Annotated in this window: 25 protein-coding genes and 1 pseudogene; 12 read left to right on the forward strand and 14 right to left on the reverse strand. The window is 69.1% G+C overall.

The window, feature by feature from the left end; translation table 11 throughout:
* The first annotated feature begins 46 nt into the window (after positions 1–46).
* Complete coding sequence (locus tag QSK25_RS31190) at positions 47–1,297, forward strand: DUF885 domain-containing protein (protein ID WP_285643533.1); 1,251 nt, start codon at positions 47–49, stop codon at positions 1,295–1,297.
* A gap of 389 nt (positions 1,298–1,686) precedes the next feature.
* Positions 1,687–2,991, forward strand: a complete 1,305-nt coding sequence (phoH2, locus tag QSK25_RS31195) for an RNA 5'-3' helicase PhoH2 (protein WP_285643710.1) — start codon at positions 1,687–1,689, stop codon at positions 2,989–2,991.
* Between the two features lie 53 nt (positions 2,992–3,044).
* Here phoH2 and QSK25_RS31200 read toward each other — a convergent pair whose 3' ends face one another.
* The 5 genes from QSK25_RS31200 to QSK25_RS31220 all read right to left on the reverse strand — a co-directional run bounded on the left by QSK25_RS31200 (position 3,045) and on the right by QSK25_RS31220 (position 9,075).
* A complete protein-coding gene (locus QSK25_RS31200) occupies positions 3,045–3,815 on the reverse strand; it encodes an ABC transporter permease (protein WP_285643534.1) in 771 nt (256 codons plus the stop codon).
* A complete protein-coding gene (locus QSK25_RS31205) occupies positions 3,812–4,765 on the reverse strand; it encodes an ABC transporter ATP-binding protein (protein WP_285643536.1) in 954 nt (317 codons plus the stop codon). Before QSK25_RS31205 ends, QSK25_RS31200 begins: the two co-directional genes overlap by 4 nt.
* A gap of 4 nt (positions 4,766–4,769) precedes the next feature.
* Positions 4,770–6,209, reverse strand: a complete 1,440-nt coding sequence (guaB1, locus tag QSK25_RS31210) for a GMP reductase (RefSeq protein WP_285643537.1) — start codon at positions 6,207–6,209, stop codon at positions 4,770–4,772.
* 497 nt (positions 6,210–6,706) lie between these two features.
* Complete coding sequence (locus QSK25_RS31215) at positions 6,707–7,492, reverse strand: GNAT family N-acetyltransferase (RefSeq protein WP_285643538.1); 786 nt, start codon at positions 7,490–7,492, stop codon at positions 6,707–6,709.
* Between the two features lie 53 nt (positions 7,493–7,545).
* Positions 7,546–9,075 (reverse strand): ATP-dependent DNA ligase, encoded by a 1,530-nt coding sequence (locus tag QSK25_RS31220; protein ID WP_285643540.1) that lies wholly within the window; start codon positions 9,073–9,075, stop codon positions 7,546–7,548.
* A 91-nt stretch (positions 9,076–9,166) separates the two neighbouring features.
* Between QSK25_RS31220 and QSK25_RS31225 the strand changes: the two genes are divergently transcribed.
* On the forward strand, positions 9,167–9,298 hold the full coding sequence (locus tag QSK25_RS31225) for a hypothetical protein (RefSeq protein WP_285643542.1): 132 nt from the start codon (positions 9,167–9,169) through the stop codon (positions 9,296–9,298).
* Here QSK25_RS31225 and pdxR read toward each other — a convergent pair.
* On the reverse strand, positions 9,295–10,647 hold the full coding sequence (pdxR, locus tag QSK25_RS31230; protein WP_285643544.1) for a MocR-like pyridoxine biosynthesis transcription factor PdxR: 1,353 nt from the start codon (positions 10,645–10,647) through the stop codon (positions 9,295–9,297). The genes QSK25_RS31225 and pdxR overlap by 4 nt on opposite strands.
* A gap of 47 nt (positions 10,648–10,694) precedes the next feature.
* Here pdxR and QSK25_RS31235 point away from each other — a divergent pair, with 47 nt between their 5' ends.
* A complete protein-coding gene (locus tag QSK25_RS31235) occupies positions 10,695–11,588 on the forward strand; it encodes a DMT family transporter (RefSeq protein ID WP_285643546.1) in 894 nt (297 codons plus the stop codon).
* On the opposite strand, the gene abmR is transcribed toward QSK25_RS31235, so the two are convergent.
* Together abmR and QSK25_RS31245 are read right to left on the reverse strand one after the other, a co-directional pair.
* Complete coding sequence (abmR, locus tag QSK25_RS31240) at positions 11,581–12,135, reverse strand: ATP-binding transcription factor AbmR (protein ID WP_285643548.1); 555 nt, start codon at positions 12,133–12,135, stop codon at positions 11,581–11,583. The two genes, QSK25_RS31235 and abmR, sit on opposite strands and share 8 nt — an antisense overlap.
* A gap of 52 nt (positions 12,136–12,187) precedes the next feature.
* Positions 12,188–14,164, reverse strand: a complete 1,977-nt coding sequence (locus QSK25_RS31245) for a thioredoxin domain-containing protein (protein WP_285643549.1) — start codon at positions 14,162–14,164, stop codon at positions 12,188–12,190.
* 103 nt (positions 14,165–14,267) lie between these two features.
* Here QSK25_RS31245 and QSK25_RS31250 point away from each other — a divergent pair.
* From QSK25_RS31250 to QSK25_RS31260, 3 genes and pseudogenes are all read left to right on the forward strand, one after another.
* Positions 14,268–15,002 (forward strand): annotated as a pseudogene (locus QSK25_RS31250) (metallophosphoesterase); the annotation flags it as partial.
* A 29-nt stretch (positions 15,003–15,031) separates the two neighbouring features.
* Positions 15,032–15,646 carry a nucleotidyltransferase domain-containing protein gene (locus QSK25_RS31255; RefSeq protein ID WP_285643551.1) on the forward strand — a complete coding sequence of 205 codons (615 nt, stop codon included), beginning with the start codon at positions 15,032–15,034 and terminating at the stop codon, positions 15,644–15,646.
* Positions 15,643–16,401 carry a nucleotidyltransferase domain-containing protein gene (locus QSK25_RS31260; RefSeq protein ID WP_285643553.1) on the forward strand — a complete coding sequence of 253 codons (759 nt, stop codon included), beginning with the start codon at positions 15,643–15,645 and terminating at the stop codon, positions 16,399–16,401. Before QSK25_RS31255 ends, QSK25_RS31260 begins: the two co-directional genes overlap by 4 nt.
* Here the strand turns inward: QSK25_RS31260 and QSK25_RS31265 are convergent.
* The gene (locus tag QSK25_RS31265) at positions 16,398–16,664 is read right to left on the reverse strand and encodes a hypothetical protein (protein WP_502881910.1); all 267 of its coding nucleotides are present in this window, start codon (positions 16,662–16,664) and stop codon (positions 16,398–16,400) included. The genes QSK25_RS31260 and QSK25_RS31265 overlap by 4 nt on opposite strands.
* Positions 16,665–16,666: 2 nt before the next feature.
* Positions 16,667–17,536: a mycothiol conjugate amidase Mca gene (mca, locus tag QSK25_RS31270; protein ID WP_285643555.1), complete on the reverse strand. Its 870-nt coding sequence runs from the start codon at positions 17,534–17,536 to the stop codon at positions 16,667–16,669.
* 96 nt (positions 17,537–17,632) lie between these two features.
* Here mca and QSK25_RS31275 point away from each other — a divergent pair, with 96 nt between their 5' ends.
* Together QSK25_RS31275 and greA are read left to right on the forward strand one after the other, a co-directional pair.
* Positions 17,633–18,055 (forward strand): DUF4307 domain-containing protein, encoded by a 423-nt coding sequence (locus QSK25_RS31275; RefSeq protein ID WP_285643557.1) that lies wholly within the window; start codon positions 17,633–17,635, stop codon positions 18,053–18,055.
* Between the two features lie 186 nt (positions 18,056–18,241).
* Complete coding sequence (gene greA, locus QSK25_RS31280; RefSeq protein WP_285643559.1) at positions 18,242–18,736, forward strand: transcription elongation factor GreA; 495 nt, start codon at positions 18,242–18,244, stop codon at positions 18,734–18,736.
* Positions 18,737–18,764: 28 nt separating this feature from the next.
* Here greA and QSK25_RS31285 read toward each other — a convergent pair whose 3' ends face one another.
* A complete protein-coding gene (locus QSK25_RS31285) occupies positions 18,765–19,274 on the reverse strand; it encodes an Lrp/AsnC family transcriptional regulator (RefSeq protein WP_285643560.1) in 510 nt (169 codons plus the stop codon).
* 74 nt (positions 19,275–19,348) lie between these two features.
* On the opposite strand from QSK25_RS31285, the gene hppD reads away from it, so the two are divergent.
* Positions 19,349–20,530: a 4-hydroxyphenylpyruvate dioxygenase gene (gene hppD, locus QSK25_RS31290; protein WP_285643562.1), complete on the forward strand. Its 1,182-nt coding sequence runs from the start codon at positions 19,349–19,351 to the stop codon at positions 20,528–20,530.
* A 54-nt stretch (positions 20,531–20,584) separates the two neighbouring features.
* Positions 20,585–20,827 (forward strand): hypothetical protein, encoded by a 243-nt coding sequence (locus QSK25_RS31295; RefSeq protein ID WP_285643564.1) that lies wholly within the window; start codon positions 20,585–20,587, stop codon positions 20,825–20,827.
* Between the two features lie 57 nt (positions 20,828–20,884).
* On the opposite strand, the gene QSK25_RS31300 is transcribed toward QSK25_RS31295, so the two are convergent.
* The 3 genes from QSK25_RS31300 to QSK25_RS31310 form a co-directional block, all read right to left on the reverse strand.
* Positions 20,885–22,030, reverse strand: a complete 1,146-nt coding sequence (locus tag QSK25_RS31300; protein ID WP_285643565.1) for a cystathionine gamma-synthase — start codon at positions 22,028–22,030, stop codon at positions 20,885–20,887.
* Positions 22,031–22,145: 115 nt separating this feature from the next.
* Complete coding sequence (locus QSK25_RS31305; RefSeq protein ID WP_285643567.1) at positions 22,146–23,264, reverse strand: RDD family protein; 1,119 nt, start codon at positions 23,262–23,264, stop codon at positions 22,146–22,148.
* Positions 23,265–23,354: 90 nt separating this feature from the next.
* Positions 23,355–24,725, reverse strand: coding sequence for a cystathionine beta-synthase (locus QSK25_RS31310; protein WP_285643569.1), 1,371 nt, complete (start codon positions 24,723–24,725; stop codon positions 23,355–23,357).
* A gap of 117 nt (positions 24,726–24,842) precedes the next feature.
* On the opposite strand from QSK25_RS31310, the gene QSK25_RS31315 reads away from it, so the two are divergent.
* A complete protein-coding gene (locus QSK25_RS31315; protein ID WP_285643571.1) occupies positions 24,843–25,712 on the forward strand; it encodes an SGNH/GDSL hydrolase family protein in 870 nt (289 codons plus the stop codon).
* Positions 25,713–25,750: the final 38 nt, after the last annotated feature.

Genomic DNA, 25,750 nt, shown 5'->3' on the forward strand with positions numbered 1-25,750 from the left:
GGTCGCGAGTAAGACGCTGTGGTAGACGCTCTAAGCTCTCCGGCTCATGGACGCCAACGAGCTCGTGCGCGCGTACCTGGTGCTGGGGCTGCGGCTCGGGCGCCTGGTGTCCGGGTTCGTCGACTCGTTCACCGGCGACCCGGCCCTGAGCCGCGCCGTCGACAACGAACCGCGCCTGCACCCCAGGGCGTTGGGTGACCACGCCCGGCTGCTGCGCCGCGAACTCCCCGGCAGTGACCTCGCTGACCAGCGCAAACAGTTCCTCGACGCGCACCTGCGGGCGTTGGAGTGCACCGCGCGCAAGCTCGACGGCCAGCCCGTCTCGTTCGTCGACGAGGTCCACCAGTACTTCCAGGTGCGCATCCGCCCCGGCGACGAGGACGCGTACCGGCAGGCCCACCGCAGCCTGAACGCCGTGCTGGACGGCCCCGGGACGCTCGCCGAACGCCTCGGCGACTTCCGCGCGGACGACGAGGTGCCCCGGCGCCGTCTCCAGGGCGCCGTGCAGGCGTTGTCGAGCGCGCTGAGGGACCGGGTGCGGCAGAAGTACGCGCTGCCCGAGCAGGAGATCGTCGAGTACCAGGTCGTCACGAACAAGCCGTGGAGCGGCTTCAACTACTACCTGGGCGGCTACCGCAGCCGGGTCGCGATCAACGCCGACCTGAGCCACCGCATGTCGAACCTGCCGCACCTGGTCGCGCACGAGTCCTACCCGGGCCACCACACCGAGCACTGCCGCAAGGCGGCCGGGCTGGTCGCGAAGCGCGGCCACGCCGAGCAGTCGATCTTCCTGATCAACACGCCGCAGTGCCTGATGGCCGAGGGCATGGCGGACCTGGGCCTGCACGCCGCGGTCGGGCCGGGCTGGGGCCGGTGGACGGAGGAGGTGCTCGGCGACCTGGGGTTGCGGATGGACGGCGAACTGTCCGAAAAGGTCGAGGCGGCGGCGTCCGGCCTGCTCACGGTGCGGCAGGACGCGGCCCTGCTGCTACACGATCGGGGTGCGGATCAGGATGACGTGGTTGCGTATCTGTGCAGGTGGCTGCTAGTCCCCGAGGCCCGCGCGCGGCAAATGGTTCGTTTTCTGGCGGACCCGTTGTGGCGCGCGTACACGACCACATACGTCGAAGGGGTGCGTCTGGTGCGTGCGTGGCTCGACGTTCGCGCGCCCGGCGAGTCGCTCGACTCCCGCTATCTGAGACTTCTCGACGAGCCCCTCGTGCCGGTTTCACTCGAATCCCAAGTTCGCGACGGTCTGTCATGGCTTGCGCGCAACACCCAGGAGAACGCCACCTGACCAGCTAGAACACGGCTGCGGTCATGTTTCGGGCGGTTGTCCGGAAGATGACAAATTCGGATTCACCTGTGTGGCTTCGTGCAGATGGGGCACTTCCACAGGTAACTTCGAAAGCGGCGGGACGCGACCACTGCGGACCGCGCAGGGAGGCTCTGATCGTGGCAGAAAAAGTCGCGAGGGGGCCGGCACCCGGCCCTCGTGGTCGACCTGCCTGACGCCCTCACCGGCGGAAGGCGAGACGACCGATCAGGGTGGTGCCTGGCCCAGCGAGGAGCGGACGCGGGTGCCGCGTTCGTGAGGGAGTTGCCGTGAACGCACGACGTCCCGCGAGCCGTACCTCAGGCTCATCGCGCAGTTCTTCCTCCCGGCGCAAGTCCGCCGCCCCGGCCATCACGACATATGTGCTGGACACGTCGGTACTGCTGTCCGACCCCCTCGCCCCCACCCGGTTCGCGGAGCACGAGGTCGTGCTGCCGCTCGTGGTGATCAGCGAGTTGGAGGGCAAGCGCCACCACCCCGAACTGGGCTGGTTCGCGAGGGAAGCCCTGCGCCTCCTCGACGACCTGCGCTTGCGGCATGGTCGCCTCGATTCGCCGATCCCCATCGGGGATCTGGGAGGCACCTTGCACGTCGAGCTCAACCACTCCGACCCGGAGGTGTTGCCATCAGGTTTCCGAACGGACTCCAACGACGCCCGAATCCTCGCCTGCTCCCTCAACCTCGCTGCTGAGGGGCGCGCCGTCACCCTGGTGACGAAGGACATGCCGCTGCGGGTCAAGGCCGGATCGGTCGGCCTGCCGGCGGAGGAGTACCGGGCGCACGACGTGACCCTGTCGGGCTGGACGGGAATGTCCGATCTGGACGTTCCGCAGTCCCTGGTGGACAGCCTGTTCAAGGAGAACGTCGTCGACCCCACCCAGTACGAGGACCTCGAGCACATCGCCGAACTGCCCTGCCACACCGGACTCCGGTTGCTGTCGGGCACGTCGAGCGCTCTGGGCCGGGTGACCGCGGACAAGCAGATCAGGCTGGTGCGCGGGGATCGGGAGGCGTTCGGACTGCACGGGAGGTCCGCGGAACAGCGGATCGCCCTGGATCTCCTGCTGGACTCCGATGTCGGCATCGTCTCGCTGGGCGGACGTGCGGGCACGGGCAAGTCGGCACTGGCGCTCTGCGCGGGCCTCGAGGCCGTGATGGAGCGCAGGCAGCACCGGAAGGTCGTGGTGTTCCGGCCGTTGTACGCGGTCGGCGGCCAGGAGCTCGGGTACCTGCCGGGTAGCGAGAACGAGAAGATGGGGCCGTGGGCGCAGGCGGTGTTCGACACCCTCGGCGCGCTGGTGAGCCAGGCGGTCGTGGAAGAGGTGATGGACCGCGGCATGCTCGAGGTCCTGCCCCTCACCCACATCCGCGGCCGTTCGCTGCACGACTCCTTCGTGATCGTGGACGAGGCGCAGTCGTTGGAGCGCAACGTGTTGCTGACCGTGCTGTCGCGACTGGGCAGCAACTCGCGGGTGGTGCTGACGCACGACGTGGCGCAGCGCGACAACCTGCGGGTGGGCCGGCACGACGGCGTGGCGGCGGTGATCGAGAAGCTGAAGGGCCACCCGCTCTTCGCCCACGTCACGCTGACGCGCTCGGAGCGTTCGCCGATCGCCGCTCTCGTCACCGAGATGCTGGAGGACTACGCCTCGTAGTCCCTGTTCGTGGAACGGCCCCGCGCACTTTCGGTGCGCGGGGCCGTTTCGTTTCAGTCGAGGGCGCGTTTCATGAAGCCGCGCAGGCCGAGCGCCCCGAAGCCCGCGATGGCGACGACGAGCACGAGCAGCACGATCGGCAGCGGGATGTGCGGGACGTCCGGCACGAGTTCGGCGCGCATGCCCTCGCTGATGTAGGTGAGCGGGTTGAGCGCGCAGACCACCTTGAACCACAGCAGGTCGTCGCTCAGCGACCGCCACGGGAACTGCGCCGAGCCGGTGAACAGCAGCGGCGTGAGGATGACCGCGAACATGACGTTGACCCGCCGTGCGGGCACCGACGTGCCGATGACCATGCCGACGCTGCCGCCTGCCAGACAGCCCAAGACTATCACGAGCAGCGCGCCGGGAATCCCTTCCCAGGCCCAGGAAACGTCGAGCATGACGAACCCGACGGGCACCATCAGCACGGCCGCGAAGAAGCCGCGGACGGCACCGAACACGATCTTCTCGACGGCGACGAGCGGGATGGAGATCGGCGCGAGCAGCCGGTCCTCGATCTCACGCGTCCAGCTGAAGTCCAGCACCAGCGGCAACGTGGTGTTCTGCAGCGCGCCCAAGAACCCGTTCATCGCGATGATGCCCGGTAACAGCACCTGCGCGAAGTCGTCCTGCACGTACCCGATGTCCCCCAGCACCTTCGCGAAGATGAAGAGGATGAAGAACGGCTGGATGATCACCTGGGCGAGGAAGCTCGGCAGCTCCCGGCCCGTGACGAACACGTCGCGCCACAGGATCGCCCGGAACGTCCGGAGTTGGCTCACCGCAGCTCCCTGCCGGTCAGGTGGATGAAGACGTCCTCGAGGCTGGGCTTGCCGATCGCGACGTCGCTGACCGTCACGTCCAGGTCCCGCAGCACGTTCAGCACGGCGGGCAGCGTGATCGCGGTGTCGGCGTCGGTGTAGACGCGGAACACGTTCCCGATCTCCTCGACCCGCTGCACTCCGTCCACTCCGGACAGTGCTTGGGTGGTCCCGGCGGTGTCGTGGCCGTTCGGGCTCACCGTGACGCTGACCGTGTTGCTGCCGGGCAGGCTCTTGGTGAGCGCGTCCGGCGCGTCGAGCGTGAGCAGCTTGCCGTGGTCGACGATGCCGACCCGGTCGCACAACTTGGTGGCCTCGTCCATGTCGTGCGTGGTGAGCACGACCGTGACCCCGTCCGCGTGCAGCGCCGCGACCCGCTCGTGCACGAACAACCGCGCCTGCGGGTCCAGCCCGGTGCTCGGCTCGTCGAGGAACAACACCTTGGGCCGGTGCATCAACGCGCGGGCGATCATCAACCGCTGCGCCTGCCCACCGGACAACGTGTCGACGAGCGCGTTCTGGTGGTCCTTGAGCCCCATCCGCTCGATGATGTCGTCGGCGAGCTGCTGCCGTTCCTTCGGCCCGATGCCGTGATAGGCCGCGTGGAACAACAGGTTCTGCCGCGCGTTGAGCGACCGGTCGAGGTTGTTGCGCTGCGGCACCACGGCCAGCAGCTGCCGCGCCCGTTTCGAGTCGGCCACCACGTCGACCCCCTCCACGAGCGCCTGCCCCGAGGTGGGGCGGACGCGCGTGGTGAGAACCCCGACCGTCGTCGTCTTGCCGGCCCCGTTGGGCCCGAGCAACCCGAAGACCTCACCGCGGTGGACGTCGAAGCTCAATCCGTCCACCGCAGGCTTTTGTCCCGTTTTATAGACTTTGCGGAGATCTCTTACCGAGACCGCTTCGTCCACTTTCTCACCATCCCCCTGGCAACGGCCTTCCCTCCGCAAAACCAGCGGCGGACTGAACGCCGAGCACAGCCTTGTCGTGGAATTCCTCCAGCGAGGTCGCACCGGCATACGTGCAGGCCGAGCGAACGCCGGACGTTATCGCATCGAGCAGGTCCTCCACGCTCGGACGCACCGGGTCCAACCGCATCTTCGAGGTGGAGATCCCTTCCTCGAACAACCCCTTCTTGGCCCGCTCAAACGCGTTGTCCCCCCGCGTCCGAGCGCTCACAGCCCGCTTCGAAGCCATTCCGAAGGATTCCTTGTAGAGGTTGCCGCGCTCGTCCCGCTGCAGATCCCCGGGCGACTCGTAAGTGCCCGCGAACCAACTGCCGACCATCACACTGCTGGCCCCGGCAGCCAACGCCAACGCCACGTCCCGAGGGTGCCGAACACCCCCGTCGGCCCACACGTGCTTGCCCAACTTCCGCGCCTCGGCAGCACACTCGGCCACAGCGCTGAACTGGGGCCGCCCCACCCCGGTCATCATCCGAGTGGTGCACATGGCGCCCGGCCCGACCCCGACCTTGATGATGTCGGCCCCGGCCTCGACGAGATCCCGCACCCCAGCCGCCGTGACGACGTTGCCCGCGGCCACCGGCACCCCGGGCTCGGCCTCCTTCAACGCCTTCAGGGCAGCGATCATCTTCTCCTGGTGCCCGTGAGCCGTGTCCACGACGAGCACGTCCACCCCGGCCTTGACCAACGCCTCGGCCTTGGCCTTCACGTCCCCGTTGACCCCGACAGCAGCCGCGATCTTCAACTTGCCGCCGTCATCGGTTGCAGGCTGGTAGACCTCAGCCCTGAGCGCCGTCAACTCGGTCAACACCCCGCGAAGCCGCATGGCCTCGTCCACACCCAACGCAACCTTGTGCGCACTGTGGTGCAACTCGTCGAACACGTCCTGCGGCCGCGACTCGAGCGACAACTTCAACACGTCGGTGTTCATGACGTCCCCAAGCCGCGCAAACCGATCCACCCCGGTCAACGCGGCCTCGTCAACCACCCCGAGCGGCCGTCCACCGTCGTCCACCACGACCACGGCCCCATGAGCCCGCTTGTGCAACAGGTTCCACGCATCCGCCACCGCATCACCGGTGCCGAGCGTCAACGGCGTGTCCCAAACAGGATGCCGCTCCTTGACCCACGCGATGATCTCCGCAACGGCCTCGGTGGGCACGTCCTGCGGAATCACCACCAGCCCTCCACGCCGCGCGATGGTCTCAGCCATCCGCCGCCCGGCCACAGCCGTCATGTTCGCGACGACGATGGGGATCGTGGCCCCAGTCCCGTCCGAAGTGGAGAGGTCGACGCCGAACCGCGACTCCACAGCACTCCGGCCGGGAACGAGGAACACGTCGTCGTAGGTCAGGTCGTAAGAGGGTCGATGCCCTTCGATGAACCGCACGTGCTTCCACGATACCCGCAGCGTCTCACTTGGGCACGCGCCTCGACCGCACCCGACGCCCGCACGCCTCGCCGTCGCTCCCGCACCTGCGCGCCTTGCCAGCCCGTCTCACCCACCGTGGCGGGCCAGTTCGATGCCGTGGCCCGTGTCCAAGCCCGGACTTCGCCGACCGCATCCAGCCAGCTTCACCGGCGAACCATCGGCACGGCGCGCCTTTGCCGACCGCCCCCCGCGCTTCCTCACCTTGCGGAACGAGCGAAAACCAATTTGGGTTCCCGGCTATCCACAGGTTATCCCATGCGCGAGTTTCCGCAGCTCAGGATGCCACGAGCCTGTGGATAACTCGCGATCTTGCGGTGGCCGGGGCTGGCCGGCCCGGCTGGCGGCGGACCTCGCTCGGCCGAAGTCAGGCGAGGTCAGGCGAGGTCAGGCGAGACAGGACCGGGACCGACGCCAGTTCGTCCAGCACGTCGCACCGCCGACAGCACGCCGAGAGGTCAGGGCTTCGGGGTCCACGCGTAGCCCGTTGTGGTCGTGATGGTGGTGAAGCCCAGGCGTTCGAGGATCGGGCGGCTGTCTTCGGACGCGTCCACCTGCAGGTACCTGGTGCCTCGCGCCACCGCCAGGCGGGCTCGGTGGGCGATCAGGGCTCGGTAGATGCCCTTGCCCCGCCAGGCTTGCAGGGTGCCGCCTCCCCACAGGCCCGCGAACTCGGTGCCGGGCACGAACTCGATGCGCGAGGACGAGACGACCTCGCCGTCGGCTTCGGCGATCACGGCCACCACGTTCGGGTCGTTCTGCTTCTCCAGCAGGTGGTCTACCAGCCAGTCGTGGTGGCGGCCGAAGACCTTGGTCGCGGTGGCGGCCAGCTTGTGGATGTCGGACTCGTCCCTTGCCTCGCGGATGACCACGCCGTCGAGGTCGACCGGGGTGGTCATGTCGGTGGCGAGGCCCACCAGGACCGTTTCGCGGCCTTCGGATTCGAAGCCTGCTGCTTGCAGGCGGGCCGGCAGGTCTGCCGGGGTGTCGTGGCCCCAGGTCTTCCACTCGACTCCCTGGTTGCGGGCCGTGAAGAAGTCGCGTTGGCGCGCGATCAGGGCGTCCAGGTCGGTGCCTTGCACGCCCAGGTTCGGTGGGCCGCCGATGAAGCCTCGGCGGCGGGGCCAGGTCACGCGGAACACCGGGCCGTCCTGGTGCACTTCGGCGCCGTCAGCCGGTGCCGTCCACTCTGCTGGGCGGGCCTGGGTGTCGAAGGCGCTGAGCAGCGCGGCAGCGGAGGTCATCGGGCGACGCTATGGCCGGCGGCGGTGGCGCGCATTCGAATATCGGGGCGGTGTCAGGCCTCCGGATTCGGTTGTGCGCTGGGCAGGAGTGCCCGCACCTCCTCGATCGTCGTTGCTTCTGACGGGTCCTTGTCCGGGCGGTAGCGCACGACTCTCGCGAAGCGCAGGGCCACGCCTCCCGGGTAGCGCGGGGAAACCTGGACGCCGTCCAGTTCGATCTCGATCACCAGCTCCGGGCGGACCATGACCACCCAGTCGTTCTGGTCGGTGGCGATCTCCTGAAGGGCCTGGGTCTGCCACTTCAGGAGTTCGTCGGTCAGGCCCTTGAATGTCTTGCCGACCATCACCGGTGGGCCGCCGTCGGGGTCTCGGGCGCCCAGGTGCAGGTTCGACAGCCAGCCCCGGCGGCGGCCGCTGCCCCACTCGACGCCCAGCACCACCAGGTCGAGGGTGTGGACGGGCTTCACCTTCTGCCACGCCCGGCCGCGACGGCCGGCCGCGTAGGGCGAAGCCAGCGACTTCACCATCACGCCCTCGTGGCCCGCGGACAGGGCGGCCTCCACCGTGGCCGCAGCCTCCTCAGGGGACGGGTCCAGCACGCCGCGGATGACGTGCTCGCCCGCCACCTGCCGGAGGGCGGCCAGGCGGTCGCGGAGCGGCTCGTCGAGCAGGTCCTTGCCGTCGAGGTGCAGGCAGTCGAAGAAGTACGGGTGCAGCAGCAGCTCCCGTTCGTCCTGCGCGCCGAAGCGGCTCATCGTCTCCTGGAACGGGCGGGGTCTCCCCTCGTCGGTCAGGGCCAGCGTCTCGCCGTCGAGCACCACTGACGTGCACGGCAGGCCGCGGACCAGTTCGACCAGCTCAGGCACGGTCTTGGTGATCTCGCGCAACGTGCGCGTGTAGACGTGGACCTCGTCGCCGGAGCGGTGCACCTGGATGCGCGCGCCGTCGAGCTTGTGCTCCACCACGCAGCTGCCGAGCTCGGTCAGCGCCTCGTCGAGCGATTCGGCGGGCGAGGCCAGCATCGGGCGCAGGGGACGCCCGACCTCCAGCCGGAACGCCTCCAGGGCCGGTGCGCCGCCTTCCAGCGCGGCCACGGCGGTCTCCGGTAACCGGCCGGACAGCATGAACGCCCGCCGCACGGTGTCACCGGGCACGTCGGCCGCGGAGGCGATCGCGTCCAGCATCACGCCCTCGAGCGCACCCTGGCGGAGCTCGCCGGTGAGCAGGCGGCGCAAGAAGTCCTGCTCGGCCTCGGTCGAGCGGGCGAAGAGCGCGGTGAGCAGGTCGACCCGGCGTTGCGCCGAGCCCTTGCCGGACGTCGCGGCCACCTCGGCGAGCGCCGCGTCGACCTCGGCGATGGTCAGCTCGGCGCGGTCCACGGGGGCCACGGCCAGGTCGACGACGGTGCGCCAGCCCGCGCCGATGCGACCCTGCCGCGGCGTGCCTATGAGGAAGGACACCACCGCGACCACGACGTCCGCCGTCGCCGCGCGCAGCAACGCGGACAGCGCCTTGACCTTGGCCAGGCGCGACCGGGTCGCCGCCACGGCGGCTGACGTGTCGACCACTTCGGAGAGGAGCACAGGTCTCATGGTGCACCCGAGCACTGACAATTTCTGGAGACGCGGACTAGGCTGGGCGCGTCAACCGCTCTACCTGGGGGTTTCTCGCGCCATGCGTGCTTTCATCGCTGCCGCCCTGCTGTTCGTCGCCGTCGCCGCCACTTCGTTCGGCGGTCCCGCCACGGGCGACCGCGAGCACATCCTCGGCGCCGACTCGAGCGCGAAGCGCGAGCACATCCTCTAGGCGACCGCGACGTCCGCGATCTCCCTGACCGCCTCGCGCAGGCGGTCAGGTGTGAGCGCCGCGTAGCCGAGGACCAGCCCGGGCCACATGGGCGTGCGCGTGTACTGCGCCAACGCCCAGACGTGCACGCCACGCTCCGCGAGCCTGCTCTTCAACGCGAGGTCGTCCGTTCCGTCGGGCATGCGCAGCACGACGTGCAATCCGGCCGCAACGCCGATGGGCTGCCATGCGGGTAGATGTTCCGCAACGGCTTCCAGCAACGCATCCCGTCTCTTCCGGTAGAGCGCGCGCGTACGGCGCAGATGCCGGTCATAGCCGCCCGTGCGCAACAAGTGCGCGAACGCGGCTTGCGGGATCGTGCCGGTGCCCATGTCGTTGTACTGCTTGCGTTGCACGATGCCCTCACGCAGACGTTCAGGCACCACGAGCCATCCGAGGCGCAACGCCGGCGCCAGCACCTTGCTCGTCGTCCCCTGGTAGACGACGTGGTCGGGCGCGAGGGCCTGCAACGCGCCCAGCGCCGGACGGTCGTAGCGGTGCTCGGCGTCGTAGTCGTCCTCGATGATCAACCCGTCGCGCTCGCGCGCCCAGTCGACGAGCGCCCTGCGCCGTTCCGGGTGGAGCACGACGCCCAGCGGAAACTGGTGTGCCGCAGTGACCAGCACGGCCTTGCAGTCCGTTTTGGACAGCAGGTCTACCCGGATTCCCTTGTCGTCCACCGGAACCGGCACGGTGTTGAGTCCGTGCGAACGGAGCATGTTCTCGCCACCGAGGTGACTCGGTTGCTCGATCGCGATGCTGCCGTTGAGCATTCGAGCGGTGAGCTGCAGGCCGTCCGCGGCGCCGTTGGTGATCACCGCGTCCTTCGCGACGACCGCTCGTACGCGCGCCAGGTAGTCGACGATCTCCTTGCGCAGTCCCACGAAACCGGCCGGGTCGGGGTAGGCGAGGTCGTCGTCGGGGAGCTCGGCGAGCGCTGCCCGGTGTGCCGCCACCCACTCGGCTCGCGGGAAGGCGCCGAGTGCGGGCAGGCCGGGCCGCAGGTTGTAGCGCCAGCGCTGAGGCGGTTCCGGGACGCCGCACGTGCCGGCCGGGCCGAGGCTCGCGACCGTCGTGCCCGAGCCGCGCCGCGTCGTGAGGTAGCCCTCGGCGACGAGCTGCGTGTAGGCCGAGGTGACGGTGCCGCGCGCGACGTCGAGCTGGGCGGCCAGGTCCCGGCTGGACGGCAGCCGCGTGCCCGGCAGGAGGCGCCCGTCGCGGATCGCTCTGCGCAGCTCGACCTCCACCCCGCGGCGCCGCTGGTGCCCGGGCAACAGCAGTTCGCGGAAAGTGGTCCAGTTCGTGGCCATTGAAGTGGAGCTTATGCCTGGACCAGTTCGGCGCAAGGCTTTCAGTCATGAAACTCGGGGTGGCCGCGGGAGCGACAGCGGCAACGATCGTCGGCGCGTCGGTGCCGATCACGGGCATGTTGGAGGGCTACCCGGTCCTGACCGGTCAGGCCATGCGCTATGCCCTCGGTGCGGCGGTGCTGCTGTTGGTGGCGCGCCGTCTGCCGATGCCGTCGTGGCGCGATGTGCCGCCACTGCTCGGTGTGGTCGTCACGGGCATGCTCGGCTTCAACGCCGTGCTCATCGCCGCGCAGCAGTACGCGGAACCCGGCTTCGTCGCGGCCGTCATGGGCGGCGCGCCGATCGCGTTGGCGCTGCTTTCTCGCCAACGCACCGTGGCCGCCGTCGTGGGTGCCGTGGTGGTGGCGGCGGGCATCGTGCTGTTGTCCGGTGGTGGCTCGTGGCACGGCCCTGGCCTCGTGCTGGCGTTGGTCACCATGGCCGGTGAGGTCTGTTTCACGCTTTTCGCCGTGGGAGTCGTACGGCGGCTTGGTGTGTTGGGTGTGGCCACGTGGACGTGCATCCTCGCGACGGTGATCGGCGCGGTGCTGGGGACGTTCGTCGGTGGCTGGCGGATGCCGGACGCGCGGCAAGCGTTCGCGCTCGGGTTGCTGGCCGTGGTGGTGACCGCGCTGGCGTTCGGGCTCTGGTACTTCGCCGTGAACCGCCTGGGGTCTGACCGCGCCGGGGTGCTCATCGGACTGATGCCGGTGTCCGGCCTTGCGACGTCCGTGCTGCTGGGCGCGCAGTCACTCTCTCTCGTGTCCGTCTTTGGCGTCAGCACGGTCGCACTCGGGTGCGTCATCGGGTTGCGGCGGCAGGGAACGGAAACGGGGCCGCTGCCGACAGATCGTCGTGCGAGCGACCCCGAGCCTCTTCCGACAACGCAGCAGGTCAGGTGAGATCCGGACCTTGGGAGCGCAGGTCGTCCACGCGGGACATGGCGTCGCGGAGTTCGTCCAGCCACGTGTCGGCGTGTTCGCCCACGAGGCGTACGGCCCATGCGAGGGCGTCTGCTCGTGAGCGGGCCACGCCGGCGGCTACGAGGGTGTCGAGCACCTGGCGTTCCGGCTGGCGCAGGCGCGTCATGACCGGCACGGCCAGGTGTGTGAAGAGTTCGCGCGTGCCGCCCTGGACGGCGCCCCAGGCGACCTTGCGGCCGTAGCGGTGTTCGGCCTGGCGCGCGATCTCGATGCGTTCGTCGCGGGTTTCCTCGCGCCAGCGCGAGATGCGGCCCGACTCCGCGGCGGCCCGGGAGGCGTCGTCGAAGTCGCCTTCCAGGTCCGGCAGGGTGCCGATGACCGTGATCTCCTCGCGGTCGACGATCACCTCGGCCGCGCTCGTGAACCAGCCGTCCGGGAGCCTGCCCGCGAACCACGCCGCCGCGTCGTCGGCCGAGGGCAGGTCAGCCTGCTGCCACCCGCCTCTGCCTCGCCATCCACGTCCCATCACAACCACCTCTGATTACATGATTACGTCATTACTGACGTTACGCCTGCAATCAACGGCCGGTGTTCGCCGTCAGCGAAGTGACCAGGGCTTCTGCCGAAACGACGGGCCGATCGCAGACGTAGCCGCGACACACGTAGGCAGCGGGGCCCTCGTCGACCAACGGCCGGTCTTCGAGCAACGGGACTGATGACGGCTCACCGGCCACAACGACGCCGCCTCCGGGCACATGGGCCACGGCTGCCGCCCACAGCGACGCGCGCCGTGTGTCGTCGGAACCCACCACGGCCACCTGCAGCGGCCCGGCCACCAACGCCTCGGCCACGGTCAGCCAGTGCCCGGCGAAACGCGGGGCCCGTGCCGCCAGCAGACCTGCCCGTGTGACGGCCGCAGCAGCAGCCTCGTAGTAACGCGACGAACGATCGGCGCCGGCCAGCAGTGAAGCCGTCAGCAGGGCCGACGCCAGCGACGACGCCCCGGAAGGCGACGCGTTGTCCGTGGAGTCGGCGGGACGCCGGACCAACGTCTCAGCGTCGTCTGCCGTGTCGTAGTAGGCGCCGGGAGAATCAGGAACGGCGAAACGAGAGAGTGCGGTGTCCAACAGACCGCACGCGAGGTCGAGCCAACGGATCGACCCGGTCACCTGATGCAACGCCAGCAGCCCATCGGCGACGCAGCCGTAGTCCTCCAGCACGCCGAACGACGGCCCGGCGACACCGTCCCGCGAGGTCCGCAGCAGCCGCCCCTCCACCAGGTGCACGGACGCCAGCAACGACGCCGCGTCCGAGGCCGCGTCGATCCACGACGGCTCTCCGAAGAACGCCCCCGCCTCGGCCAGCGCCGCGATCACCATGCCGTTCCAGGAGGCGACCACCTTGTCGTCACGACCGGGCTGCGGGCGCGCCGCACGCACGGCCAGCAGCGACGCCCGCACCTCCTCCCCCGGCTCCGACACGAACCGCAACGTCGACTTGCCGTCCTCGAAGTTCGGCTCGGCGGTCACGCCGAACGCGGCGGCGGCAGCCCCCAGCTCCTCGTAGGACCACACGTAGGTAAGGCCTTCGACGCCAGCGGTGTCCGCATCCAACGACGCCGCGAACCCGCCCGAAGAAGTCCGCAACTCACGCAACAAGAACGCAGCCGTGTCACGCACCACGCGCTCGTAACGCTCAGCTGCGGTCACACGAGAGAGGTGCACGTAGAACCGGAGCAACAAAGCGTTGTCGTACAACATCTTCTCGAAGTGCGGCACCGTCCACGACGCGTCGACGCTGTACCGAGCGAACCCGCCCCCGAGCTGGTCGTAAAGCCCGCCGTCGGCCATCGCGTCGGCCGTGGACGTCGCCATCGAGATCGCCTCGACCGACCCGGTCCGTTCGTGGTGGCGTAGCAGGAACTCCAGCACCATCGACGGCGGGAACTTCGGCGCCCCACCGAATCCGCCGTTGCGCCGGTCGAACTCCCCCAGCAACGACACCACCGCACCAGCCAGCACATCGGCATCCACAGCGGACGGCGGCAACGGCACCGCCTGACGAGAAATCTCGGCCACCACGGCGGAAGCGGACTCCAGGATCTCGTCGGGGCGCGAAGCCCAAGTCGCCGACACGGCCTCCACGAGCTGCCGGAACGACGGCATGCCCGGCCGCGGCGACGGCGGGTAGTAGGTGCCCGCGTGGAACGGGCGCGCGTCCGGCGTGAGGAACACCGTCATCGGCCATCCGCCGTGTCCGGTCATGGCCTGCGTGACCTCCATGTACACGGCGTCGACGTCCGGGCGTTCCTCCCGATCCACCTTCACGGACACGAAGTTCTCGTTCAGGAACGAGGCAACCGACGCGTCTTCGAACGACTCGTGCGCCATCACGTGGCACCAGTGGCAGGCGGCGTAGCCGACGGACAGCAGCACCGGCACGTTGCGTCGTCTGGCCTCCTCGAACGCCTCCTCGGACCACGGCCACCAGTCGACCGGGTTGTCCGCGTGCTGCAGCAGGTACGGGCTGGTCGCGTCCGCGAGTCGGTTCGCCATGCCTTCCACCCTAAATCGCCTGCGAAACAGGCGACTGTCGATCAAACTCGACCTCGTGGACGACTCGACGAGCGGCAGACCCGCACACGACCTCACACACGAGACCGGACCTTTCGACGTGTTCGGTGACGTGCACGGATGCCGTGCGGAACTGGAAGAACTGCTCGCGGAGCTCGGCTACGAGATCCAGCACGACGCTGAAGGCCGCGCCACCGACGCGATCCCGCCCGGAACGCGCAAGGCCGTGTTCGTCGGCGACCTCGTGGACCGCGGCCCGGACACCCCCGGCGTGCTGCGGCTGGTCATGGGCATGGTCGCCAACGACCACGCCTTCAGCGTGCGCGGAAACCACGAGGAGAAGCTCGTGCGCGCGTTGCGGGGCCACAACGTGACGGTGCGCCACGGCCTGGAGAAGTCGCTCGACCAACTCGCGCAGGAAACGCCCGAATTCCGCCGCGAAGCCGAGAAGTTCTGCGACAGCCTCGTTCCGCACTACGTCCTCGACGGCGGCAACCTCGTCGTCGCGCACGCCGGCCTGCCCGAACGACTGCACGGCCGCGAGACCGGCAAGGCACGCAGCTTCGCGTTGTACGGCGACACGACCGGCGAGAAGGACCAGTACGGGCTGCCCGTGCGCCTGCCGTGGGCGAACAACTACAGCGGCGCGGCCATGGTGCTGTACGGGCACGTGTTGTCAGCCGAGGCGGAATGGGTCAACAACACCATGTGCCTCGAAACGGGCGTGGTGTTCGGCGGCAAGCTGACCGCGCTGCGTTATCCGGAGAAGGAACTCGTCTCCGTCCACGCGCATCAGGCCTGGTACCGCAGCGACGCGCCGTTCCCGCCGAACGCCGACAGGGTGGTGTCATGATCCTGCAGGTCGTCATCGGCTCGCACGCCTACGGACTCGCCGGCGAGCAGTCCGACGTGGACAGACGCGGGGTGTTCGTCGCGCCCACGGAAGCGTTCTGGCGCTTCGAGAAACCGCCCACGAGCGTCGAGGGTCCCGAACCGGAGCTGCTCAGCTGGGAGGTCGAGCACTTCTGCAAGCTGGGCCTGAAGTCGAACCCGACGGTGCTCGAGACGCTGGTGAGCCCGCTCACCGAGATCAGCACGCCGATGGGAGAGGAACTCAGGGAACTGTTGCCCGCGTTCCTCTCGCAGTACGCCGTGCGAGCGTTCACGCGCGCGACGGAGATGCAGCTGTCGCGCGCGGGACGCAACCTCAAGCCGAAACAGCTCATGCACGTCGTACGGCTCCGGCTCGTGGGTCTCAACCTGCTCCGCACGGGCCGATACGACATCACGGCGGACCGCGAGCTCCTCAAGATCCGCCACGAGGAGATGCCGTGGGACGACGCCGTCGCGTGGGCGCACCGGCTGGGTGACGAGATCGCGCAAGCGAAAGGCCCGCTGCCCGAGGAACCGGACAGGGCACGCGTGGAGGACTGGGTGGTGTCGGTGCGCAGGAGGATGTTGTGAGCTACGAGGTTCCCGACCTGACCGAGGTGGTCGCCGAGCAGTCGCACGACCTGCTGTTCGCGACGGTCTCCGGTGCCCACCTGTACGGCTTCCCGTCCCGCGACTCGGACGTGGACCTGCGGGGCGTGCACGTGCTGCCGCTCGCCGAGGTCCTCGGACTGAGGCACGGACCGGAGACCAAGGAACGGATGTGGGTGCGGGACGGGGTGGAGATCGACCTCGTCACGCACGACGTGCAGAAGTTCTGCCGTCTGCTGACGCGTCCCAACGGCTATGTGCTCGAACAGCTGCTTTCGCCGTTGGTGGTGCACACGACCGACGCGCACAAGGAGCTGACCGCGCTGGCGAAGGGGTGCCTGACGTCACGACACGGGCACCACTACCGCGGGTTCGCCGTCACGCAGTGGCGGCTGTTCGAGAAGACGGGCGAGATCAAGCCGTTGCTGTACACGTTCCGTGCGTTGCTGACGGGCGTGCACCTCATGCGCACCGGCGAGGTCAACGCGCACCTGCCGACGCTCGTGGAGGAACTCGACGGCCCCGACTACCTGCCGGGACTCGTCGAGGCGAAGGTCCTCGGCGAGCACCGCGCGCTGGCGGGCGTCCAGCACAGGCCGGGTCCCGAACGGCTGGAGGCCGACGTCGCGCACTGGCACGAGCAGCTGCGACTGGCGCGGGAGACCAGCGACCTGCCGCTGGAACCGCCCGCGTTCGAGGAGGTCCACGACTTCGTGGTGGACCTCAGGCTGACCTAGTCCTTCTTCTCCGCAGCGGTGTCCGCGGTCTTCGAGGGTTCGGCCGGCTCGTCGAACGACGCCGGCAGGCCCTTGATGTGCTTGTTCATCGACTTGACGAGGAAGAACACCGCGATGAAGAAGACGATCAGCAGGACGAGGCCGACCGGGGAGGACTTGCCGAAGTCCTCGCCCTGGCCGCCCTTGTCGGTGTCGTTCGTGTTCGACGGCTGCACGGCGACGAGCGCCACCGTGCTGCCGAGGGAGAAGTCTGGGGAGAGCACCCCTAGACCTTAACTCCGGCGAACAGGTCGGTTTCCGGCAGCGTCGAGTCGACCTGCGAGCGGACGAGCTCGTACTCCTCCGTCGGCCAGATCTCGCGCTGCAGTTCCATCGGGATCCCGAACCAGCGGCTGGTCGGGTCGATCTGGGTGGCGTGCGCCTTCAACGCCTCGTCGCGCACGTCGAAGTAGTCGGCGCACTCGACCTGGGTCGTCACGCGCTGCATGACGTCCGGGCGGTCGGTGCTCCAGTTCGCGAGCCACTCGCCGTACGGCGACTCCAGGCCGCGGGCCTCCATCGCCTCGTGGAACGCGACGATCTTGGCGCGCGAGAAGCCGTGGCCGTAGTAGACCTTCAGGGTCTCCCACGCCTCACCGAGCTCCGGCTTGTACGAGGCGTCGGCGGCCGCGTCGAGGGCGGCCATCGAGATCTCGTGCGTGCGGATGTGGTCGGGGTGCGGGTACCCGCCGTTCTCGTCGTAGGTGACGACGACGTGCGGGCGGAAGTCGCGGATGGCCTCCACCAGGGACGGCACCGACTCCTCCAGCGGCACGAGCGCGAAGCAGCCCTCGGGCAACGGCGGGAGCGGGTCTCCCTCGGGCAGGCCCGAGTCCTTGAAGCCCAGCCAGCGGTGCTGGATGCCGAGGATCTTGGCCGCGTTGGCCATCTCCTCGCGGCGGACCTCGACGATGTTCTCCAGCACGTCCGGCTTGTCCATCGCCGGGTTCAGAATGCTGCCCGCACCGCCGTCGGTACAGGTCACGACCATCACGTCGTGGCCTTCGGCGATGTAGCGAGCCATCGAGGCCGCGCCCTTGCTCGACTCGTCGTCGGGATGTGCGTGCACTGCCATAAGGCGCAGCTTGTCGGCCATGACCCCCGTGGTCCTCCTGTGTGAACGGTCCTGCGACACTCATCAACTGAACGTCGGGCACCATTGTTCCCCAGAGACCGAGGAGGGCGCGGACAAGTGGCACAGCGCGTGCTCCCCGAGGGGCGCTACAGCAGGCAGAGCCGCAAGCCGCTCTCGAAGTGGGCTCGCTGGGCATTACTCGCTGTAGCGGTGGCGGTAGGTGCCGTCATCGCCTTCGTCGGTTACCGAAATCTCGGCACAAAACCGATCGAGGCGAAGCAGACCGCGTTCATCCTCCTCGGCGACGACCAGGTGAAGGTCAGTTTCGAGGTTTCCCGCGATCAACCGGAGCGCGCTGCCGTCTGCATCATTCGGGCCCGATCCAAGGACGGGGACGAAGCAGGTCGGCGTGAAGTTCTGGTACCGCCGGGAAATGACGTCGTCGTCGAGACAACAGTTCTGCGCACTTCGAAGCCGCCGGTCACCGGCGAAGTGTTCGGGTGCTCCTACCAGGTTCCCGCCTACTTGTCCACGAGCTAGCGGCCAAGCGGGTGATCTGCGGTTTAAACGGCGAGATGGGGAACAAATCGCCGTCGCTGAACGTTGTCTCCGTGTTACTATTGCAGCTCAAGCACGGCCCCGGTGTGGGCCGTGTTTTTCCGTTCCGAGCCCCGGCCCGGGAACTATCTGGTGCACACGCGTGCACCAGAGCAAGACGAGGAGTTGGTGACCGTGAGCGACACCCAGGTGACCTGGCTGACCCAGGAGGCCTACGACCGGCTCAAGGCTGAGCTGGACGAACTGATCGCGTACCGCCCGGTCATGGCTGCCGAGATCAACGCTCGCCGCGAAGAGGGCGACCTCCGCGAGAACGGCGGCTACCACGCGGCACGCGAGGAGCAGGGCAAGCAGGAGGCGCGCATCCGCCAGCTGCACGAGCTGCTCCAGGCCGCGAAGGTCGGCGAGGCTCCCACCACCAAGGGTGTCGCGGCGCCGGGCACGGTGCTCACCATCCGCTACGAGGGCGACGACGAGTCGGAGACGTTCCTGCTCGCCACCCGCGAAGAGGGCGCGCACGGCGAGATGGAGGTCTACTCCCCGCTGTCGCCGCTCGGCAAGGCGCTGAACGGCGCGAAGGACGGCGAGACCGTGTCCTACGAGCTGCCCAACGGCAAGCAGCAGAAGGTCACGCTGATCTCCGCGGTTCCGTACTCGGCGTAGTCACGCCGCACAACGTGCGAGGGGCCGGTCACTTCGGTGGCCGGCCCTTCACGCGTTCCAGGAGCGGTCGCACGCGTGGGGGCACCGGCGTCGACAGCGCGATCGACGTCGAGAGACGGCGGACGTGCGGAACGTCGACGATGTGATCGACGACGCGCTGCAGGTCGGAGTTCGACCGCGCGACCATCCGCACGAACAGGTCGCCCTGGCCCGTCGTCGCGTGCACCTCGCACACCTCGGGGATCGCGGCCAGGCCCTCGCACACCTCCGCGCGCCGGCCCTGCGCGATCTCGACCGTCGCGAACGCCGTCAGCCCGTAGCCCATCGCGCCGAGGTCGAGCGCCGGCGGGAACCCGGTGAGCGCACCGCGTTCGGTCAATCGATCCAGTCGGGCCTGCACGGTTCCGCGCGCGACCCCCAGTCGTCGCGAGCATTCGAGGACGCCCAGGCGGGGCTCGTCCGTCAAGAGCAGGAGGAGCTTCGCGTCCAGTTCGTCGACGAGCTGGTCAGAGTGCTCACTCTGTTGGTCGTTGTGCACAGATCACTATACAAATTGCCCTGAGAAATCGCTGACTGTTGCTCACCCTGTTAGGTCTATTCATGCTGAACGGCATGACGCAGCAGCTTGACGACGTGAGCTACGACCAGCTCCGGCAGCTCGTGGGGTTGGTCGACTACGACGCGACCAAGGACCCCTTCCCCGTGCGCGCCATGGACGCCGTGGTGTTCGTCGCGGGCAACGCCACGCAGACCGCGTGGCTCTACCAGGTGGCGTTCGGCATGGAGCTCGTGGCCTACGCGGGCCCCGAGACCGGCCAGCGCAGCCACAAGTCGTTCGTGCTGAAGTCGGGCTCGGCCCGCTTCGTGATCCACGGCGGCGTCACGCCCGGTTCCGAACTCCTCGACCACCACCGCCGCCACGGCGACGGCGTCGTCGACCTCGCGCTGGAGGTCGGCAACGTCGACCAGTGCGTCGAGCACGCCCGCAAGCAGGGCGCGACCGTGCTGGAAGAGCCGCACGACGTGTCCGACGAACACGGCACGGTGCGTCTCGCGGCCATCGCGACGTACGGCGAGACCCGCCACACGCTCGTGGACCGCTCCCGGTACAACGGCGTCTACCTGCCCGGTTACGTCCCCCGCAGCTCGACCGTGAAGCGTCCGGAAGGCGCCCCGAAGCGCCTGTTCCAGGCCGTCGACCACTGCGTCGGCAACGTCGAGCTCGGCAAGATGGACTACTGGGTCGACTGGTACAACCGCGTCATGGGCTTCGTGAACATGGCGGAGTTCATCGGCGACGACATCGCCACGGACTACTCGGCGCTGATGTCGAAGGTCGTCTCCAACGGCAACCACCGCGTCAAGTTCCCGCTCAACGAGCCGGCGATCGCGAAGAAGAAGTCGCAGATCGACGAGTACCTCGAGTTCTACGAGGGCGCGGGCGTCCAGCACATCGCGCTGGCCACCAACGACATCATCGCGACCGTCACGGCCATGCGCGACGCGGGCGTCGAGTTCCTGGAAACCCCGGACTCCTACTACGACGACCCCGAACTGCGTGCGCGCATCGGCGAGGTCCGCGTGCCGATCGAGGTCCTCAAGGAGCACCGCATCCTGGTCGACCGCGACGAGGACGGCTACCTGCTGCAGATCTTCACGAAGCCGATCGGCGACCGGCCGACCGTGTTCTACGAGATGATCGAGCGGCACGGCTCGCTGGGCTTCGGCAAGGGCAACTTCAAGGCACTTTTCGAGGCGATCGAGCGCGAACAGGAGCGACGGGGCAACCTCTGATGGCGATCCCCCGGTAGGCTGCCTTACGGGGGACTCACATCGTCTGGAGGTGGCATGGCATTCGCACGACGCGTGGCCGCGGTGATTCCGCTGGTCGGAGCCGTGACCACGGCAGTGGCACTGACCGGCGCGGCGTTCCTGACGGTGGCGCACGCGGGCTGTGACGAGGCCGGCCGCTTCGTCCGCACCGGCGACGCGATCCAGTTCGTCGGCGGCTGTGTCAACGGCGCCGACCTGCCGGCGGCGCCGACGGCCGAGGCCGAGAACGTGGACAGGTTCGGCTCGAAGAAGCCTTAGCGAACGACGAAGGCCCCCTCACCAGCGTGAGGGGGCCTTTCGCGTACGCGAGGAACCTCAGCCCAGCGCGGCCAGCAGGTCCGCCACCAGGTCGTCACCGGACTCGATGCCCACGGACACGCGCACCAGGTCCGCCGGCACCTCCAGCAGAGACCCGGACGTGGACGCGTGCGTCATCTTCCCGGGGTGCTCGATCAGCGACTCGACGCCACCGAGCGACTCGGCCAGCGTGAACAGCTTCGTCCGCGCGCACACCTCGAGCGCTGCCGCCTCGCCCCCCTCGACCAGGAACGACACCATCCCGCCGAACCGGCGCATCTGCTTGGCCGCCACCGCGTGCCCGGGGTGCGACTCCAGACCGGGGTAGATGACCTTCTTCACCCGCGGGTGCCGCACCAGGGCCTCCGCCACGAGCTCGGCGTTGTCGGAGTGCTTCTCCATCCGCAGCTCGAGGGTCTTGATGCCGCGCAACGTCAGGTAGGCGTCGAACGGTCCGGGCACCGCGCCGGCACCGTTCTGCAGGAACCCGAACGCGGCGTCGATCTCGGCGTCGGACGTGATCAGGGCACCGCCGACCACGTCGGAGTGGCCGCCGATGTACTTGGTGGTCGAGTGCAGCACGACGTCCGCGCCCAGCTCCAGCGGAGTCTGCAGGGCGGGCGAGGCGAAGGTGTTGTCGACGACCAGGCGAGCGCCGGACTCGTGGGCGACCGAGGCGATGGCCGCGATGTCGCCGATGTTCAGCAGCGGGTTGGTCGGCGTCTCGATCCAGATCAGCTTCGTCTCGGGGCGGACGGCCGCGCGGATCGCGTCGATGTCGGAGACGGGCGCCGGGGAGTGGGTGACGCCCCACTGCGAGAAGACCTTGTCGATCAGGCGGAACGTGCCGCCGTAGGCGTCGTTCGGGATGACGATGTGGTCGCCGGGCTTGAGGAACGTGCGCAGCGCGGCGTCGGTCGCGCCCATGCCGGAGGAGAACGCGCGGGCGTACGTGCCGCGTTCGAGGGACGCGAGGCACGTCTCGAGGGCGCGGCGGGTCGGGTTGCCGGTGCGCGAGTACTCGAAGCCCTCACGGAGGCCGCCCACGCCGTCCTGCGCGTACGTCGACGTCGCGTAGATGGGGACGTTCACCGCGCCCGTGGTCGGGTCCGGGTCCTGACCGGCGTGGATCGCCCTGGTGGCGAAGCCGTACGGAGTGCTCATGTTCGAAGGGTACTCACCCGTCCGGCCGACGATTCCCACAGTCCACCAGGTGAACGCCCTGAAAACGCACCAGCCCCCGGCCACCGAGTGGTGACCAGGGGCTGCGCGGAAAGGCCTACCAGCCCTGCTGCTGACCGCCGTAGCCCTGCTGCGGGGGCTGGCCGTAGCCGCCCTGCTGGGGCTGCTGCGGGTAGCCGCCGGTCGAGGGCTGCTGCGGGTAGCCACCGGTCTGCGGCTGGCCGTAGCCGCCCTGACCGGGGTAGCCACCGCCCGCGGTGTCCGGCCAGTTGATGACGACCGTGCCGCAGATCTTGTCCGAGTAGGTCTCGTTCTTCGGCTTGTTCCACAGCGGCGACAGGTAGTTGATCAGCGAGCCGATGCCGCAGAGCAGGCCGAACGCGTAGTTCAGCAGGAGGCGCAGGAACGCGGTGCCACCGCCGGGCGGCTGCTGCGTGTCCTCCTTGATCACCTTGATCTTGGCGACCTTCTTGCCGATCGACTGTCCGGTCGAGCCGCCCTTGAGGACGGTGTTCCAGATGAAGAAGCCGAACAGGCCGCCGTAGCCGACCACGTACGCGATCAGCACGAGCATGCCGCCCGTGGACGCGTCACCGGTGGAGGCGCCGATGCCGGCGAAGATGGCGATGATGATGCCCGCCACGACGCCGGGGGCGACGTAGTCGATCAGACCGGCGATGGCGCGCGGGCCCCACTCGGCGTAGCCGGTGGGCGGCATCGGAGCCATGCCGTAGCCCGGCTGGCCGTAGCCGGCGGGCGCGCCGCCGTAGCCGCCCGCGGCCGGCTGGCCGTACGGGTTCGACTGCGGAGCGCCGTAGGGCTGCTGCGGGGCGCCGTAGGCACCGGCCGCGGGCTGGCCGTACGGGTTGGACTGCGGTGCGCCGTACGGCTGCTGCGGCGGCTGCTGGCCGTAGGCCTGCTGCTGCGGAGCACCGTAAGCGGGCGGCTGCTGGGCCGGGAAACCGCCGGAGCCGGGGCCCTGCGCAGGGAAGCCACCCGAGGACGGGGGCACCTGCCCGGGGCTGACGACCTGGGTGGCGTCCGCGTTCTGCTGCGGTGCAGCGGGAGCCTGCCCTGGCGAGACGACCTGCGTCGCGTCCGGGTTGGGGTTCGCCGCTGCCGGCTGGCCACCTCCCGGAACGATCTGCGTTGCGTCCGCGTTGGGCTCCTGCGGCTGACCGCCGAACGGATTTCCTGGCGGCTGCGGAGCGTTCATCCGGTTTCCAACCCCCTTGGCTGGGCCGTGTACGAGTGAGACAGGTGTTGATCTGGGGCGTCACGCTATCGGACGCACCGGGTTCTACGCTCAGCGACCAGCCAAGAACCCCAGAATGTCCTGTCGGGTCACGACACCGGCGGGCTTCCCGTCCTCCAGGACGAGGGCCGCGTCGGCGTGGGAGAGGGCGCTCATGGCGATGCCGACCGGCTCGCCGGCGCCGAGCGTGGGCAGCGGCGGCGACATGTGCTTGTCCAGGCGGTCGGCCAGCTGCGCCTTGCCGGCGAACAGCGCGTCGAGCAGGTCGCGCTCGTTGACGGCGCCCGCGACCTCGGCGGCCATGATCGGCGGCTCGGCGTTGACGATCGGCATCTGCGAGACGCCGAACTCGCGCAGGATCGCGACGGCGTCACCGACGGTCTCGTTCGGGTGGGCGTGCACGAGGTCGGGCAGCATGCCGCCCTTGCGGCGCAGCACGTCGCCGACGGTCGCGCCGGTCGAGTCGGGCGGCAGGAAGCCGTAGGACGCCATCCACCGGTCGTTGAAGACCTTGGACAGGTAGCCGCGGCCACCGTCGGGGAGGATCACGACCACGACGGCGTCTTCCGGCAGGTCCTTCGCGATGCGCAGCGCGGCGGCGGCCGCCATGCCGCAGGAACCGCCGACGAGCAGGCCTTCCTCCCGGGCGAGGCGGCGGGTGATGTCGAACGAGTCGGCGTCGGAGACCTCGATGATCTGGTCGGCGACGGTCTTGTCGTACGCCTCGGGCCAGAAGTCCTCGCCGACGCCCTCGACCAGGTACGGGCGGCCGGTGCCGCCGGAGTACACCGAACCCTCCGGGTCGGCGCCGATGACCTGCACCGCGCCCTCGGAGATGTCCTTGAGGTAGCGGCCGGTGCCGGAGATGGTGCCGCCGGTGCCGACGCCCGCGACGAAGTGCGTGATCTTTCCTTCGGTCTGCCGCCAGATCTCGGGGCCGGTCTGGTGGTAGTGGCTCGCCGGGTTCTCCGGGTTGGAGTACTGGTCGGGCTTCCACGCGCCGGGGATCTCGCGAACCAGCCGGTCGGAGACGTTGTAGTACGAGTCGGGGTGCTCGGGCGCGACCGCCGTCGGGCACACCACGACCTCGGCGCCGTAGGCCTTGAGGACGTTGCGCTTGTCCTCGCTGACCTTGTCCGGGCACACGAAGACGCACTTGTAGCCCTTGCGCTGGGCCACCAGCGCCAGGCCGACGCCGGTGTTGCCCGAGGTCGGCTCGACGATCGTGCCGCCGGGCTTGAGCGCGCCGGAGCGCTCAGCGGCCTCGACCATGCGCAGCGCGATGCGGTCCTTCACGCTGCCGCCGGGGTTCAGGTACTCGACCTTGGCCAGCACCGTGGCCTTGATGCCCGAGGTCAGGGAGTTGAGCTTGACCAGCGGCGTGTTGCCGACCAGATCGACGACGTGCTCGACGTACTCCACCGGTATCCACTCCCTGTTCCACTCTCCGAGATAGCGAAACGAAGCCTAGCTCTAGTGGCTGCGGAGGTTAATTCGAACGGCGGTGCCGACGATTCCACTGGAGAAGAGGTGGTGCGGATGATCGGGCTGAGGACGCTGCGGGCGGTGGCCATGACGGCCGCGACGCTCGGAGGGCTGTCGGGTGCGGCCATCGGCCTGCTCACCGAGCAGGGCAGACGTGCTCGGGTGGCGATCGGGGTGCTGGAACACCTCTGGCCGGCGCCCGACGGCGTGTACCTCGACGACGGCCGCGACCCGTTGCGGTTCGCGGTGCTCGGGGACTCGATGGCGGTGGGCGTCGGTGTGACCCATCCCTCGCAGATGCCGGGTGTGTTGCTGGCCGAGGCGCTCGCCGAGGAGGCCGAACGGCCGGTGCGCCTCTCGACGTACGCCGTCAGCGGCTCCACCACCCGTGACCTGGTGCCCCAGGTCGACGCGGCCGTGCTGGACGACCCGCAGGTCGCGTTGATCATCATCGGCGCGAACGACGTGACGTCGCGGCTGGGCACCGGCGAGTCGGCCCGGTTGCTGGCCGAGCAGGTGCGCAAGCTCCGCGCCGTCGGTTGTGGCGTCGTCGTCGGCACCTGCCCCGACCTGGGCACCGTGCGGCCGATCCCGCAGCCGTTGCGGATGGTCGGGCGCCAGTACAGCCGGCGGCTCGCGGCCATGCAGACCGTCGCGGTGCGCCGTGCGGGCGGCGTGCCGGTGTCGTTGGCGAACCTGCTGGCACCGGAGTTCACGGCGCGGCTCGACATGTTCAGCTCGGACCGGTTCCACCCGAGCGCGGTGGGATACGAGGCCGCGGCGGGTGTGCTGCTGGCGCCGTTGTGCCAGGTGGCAGGGCTGCAGCCGGGCTGGGTCGCGCCGGTGCTGCCGTTGCGGTCGGCGGCGGCTCTGGCCGTGCGGCCGTCACGGGTGCCGTCGTGGCTGCTGAAGCGGCACGCATGAGTTTCGGAATCCTCGTCACTCGCGCTGGCCGGGGTGAG

The organism is Lentzea sp. NBRC 102530 (genome assembly GCF_030269365.1).
Classification (GTDB): Bacteria; Actinomycetota; Actinomycetes; order Mycobacteriales; family Pseudonocardiaceae; genus Lentzea.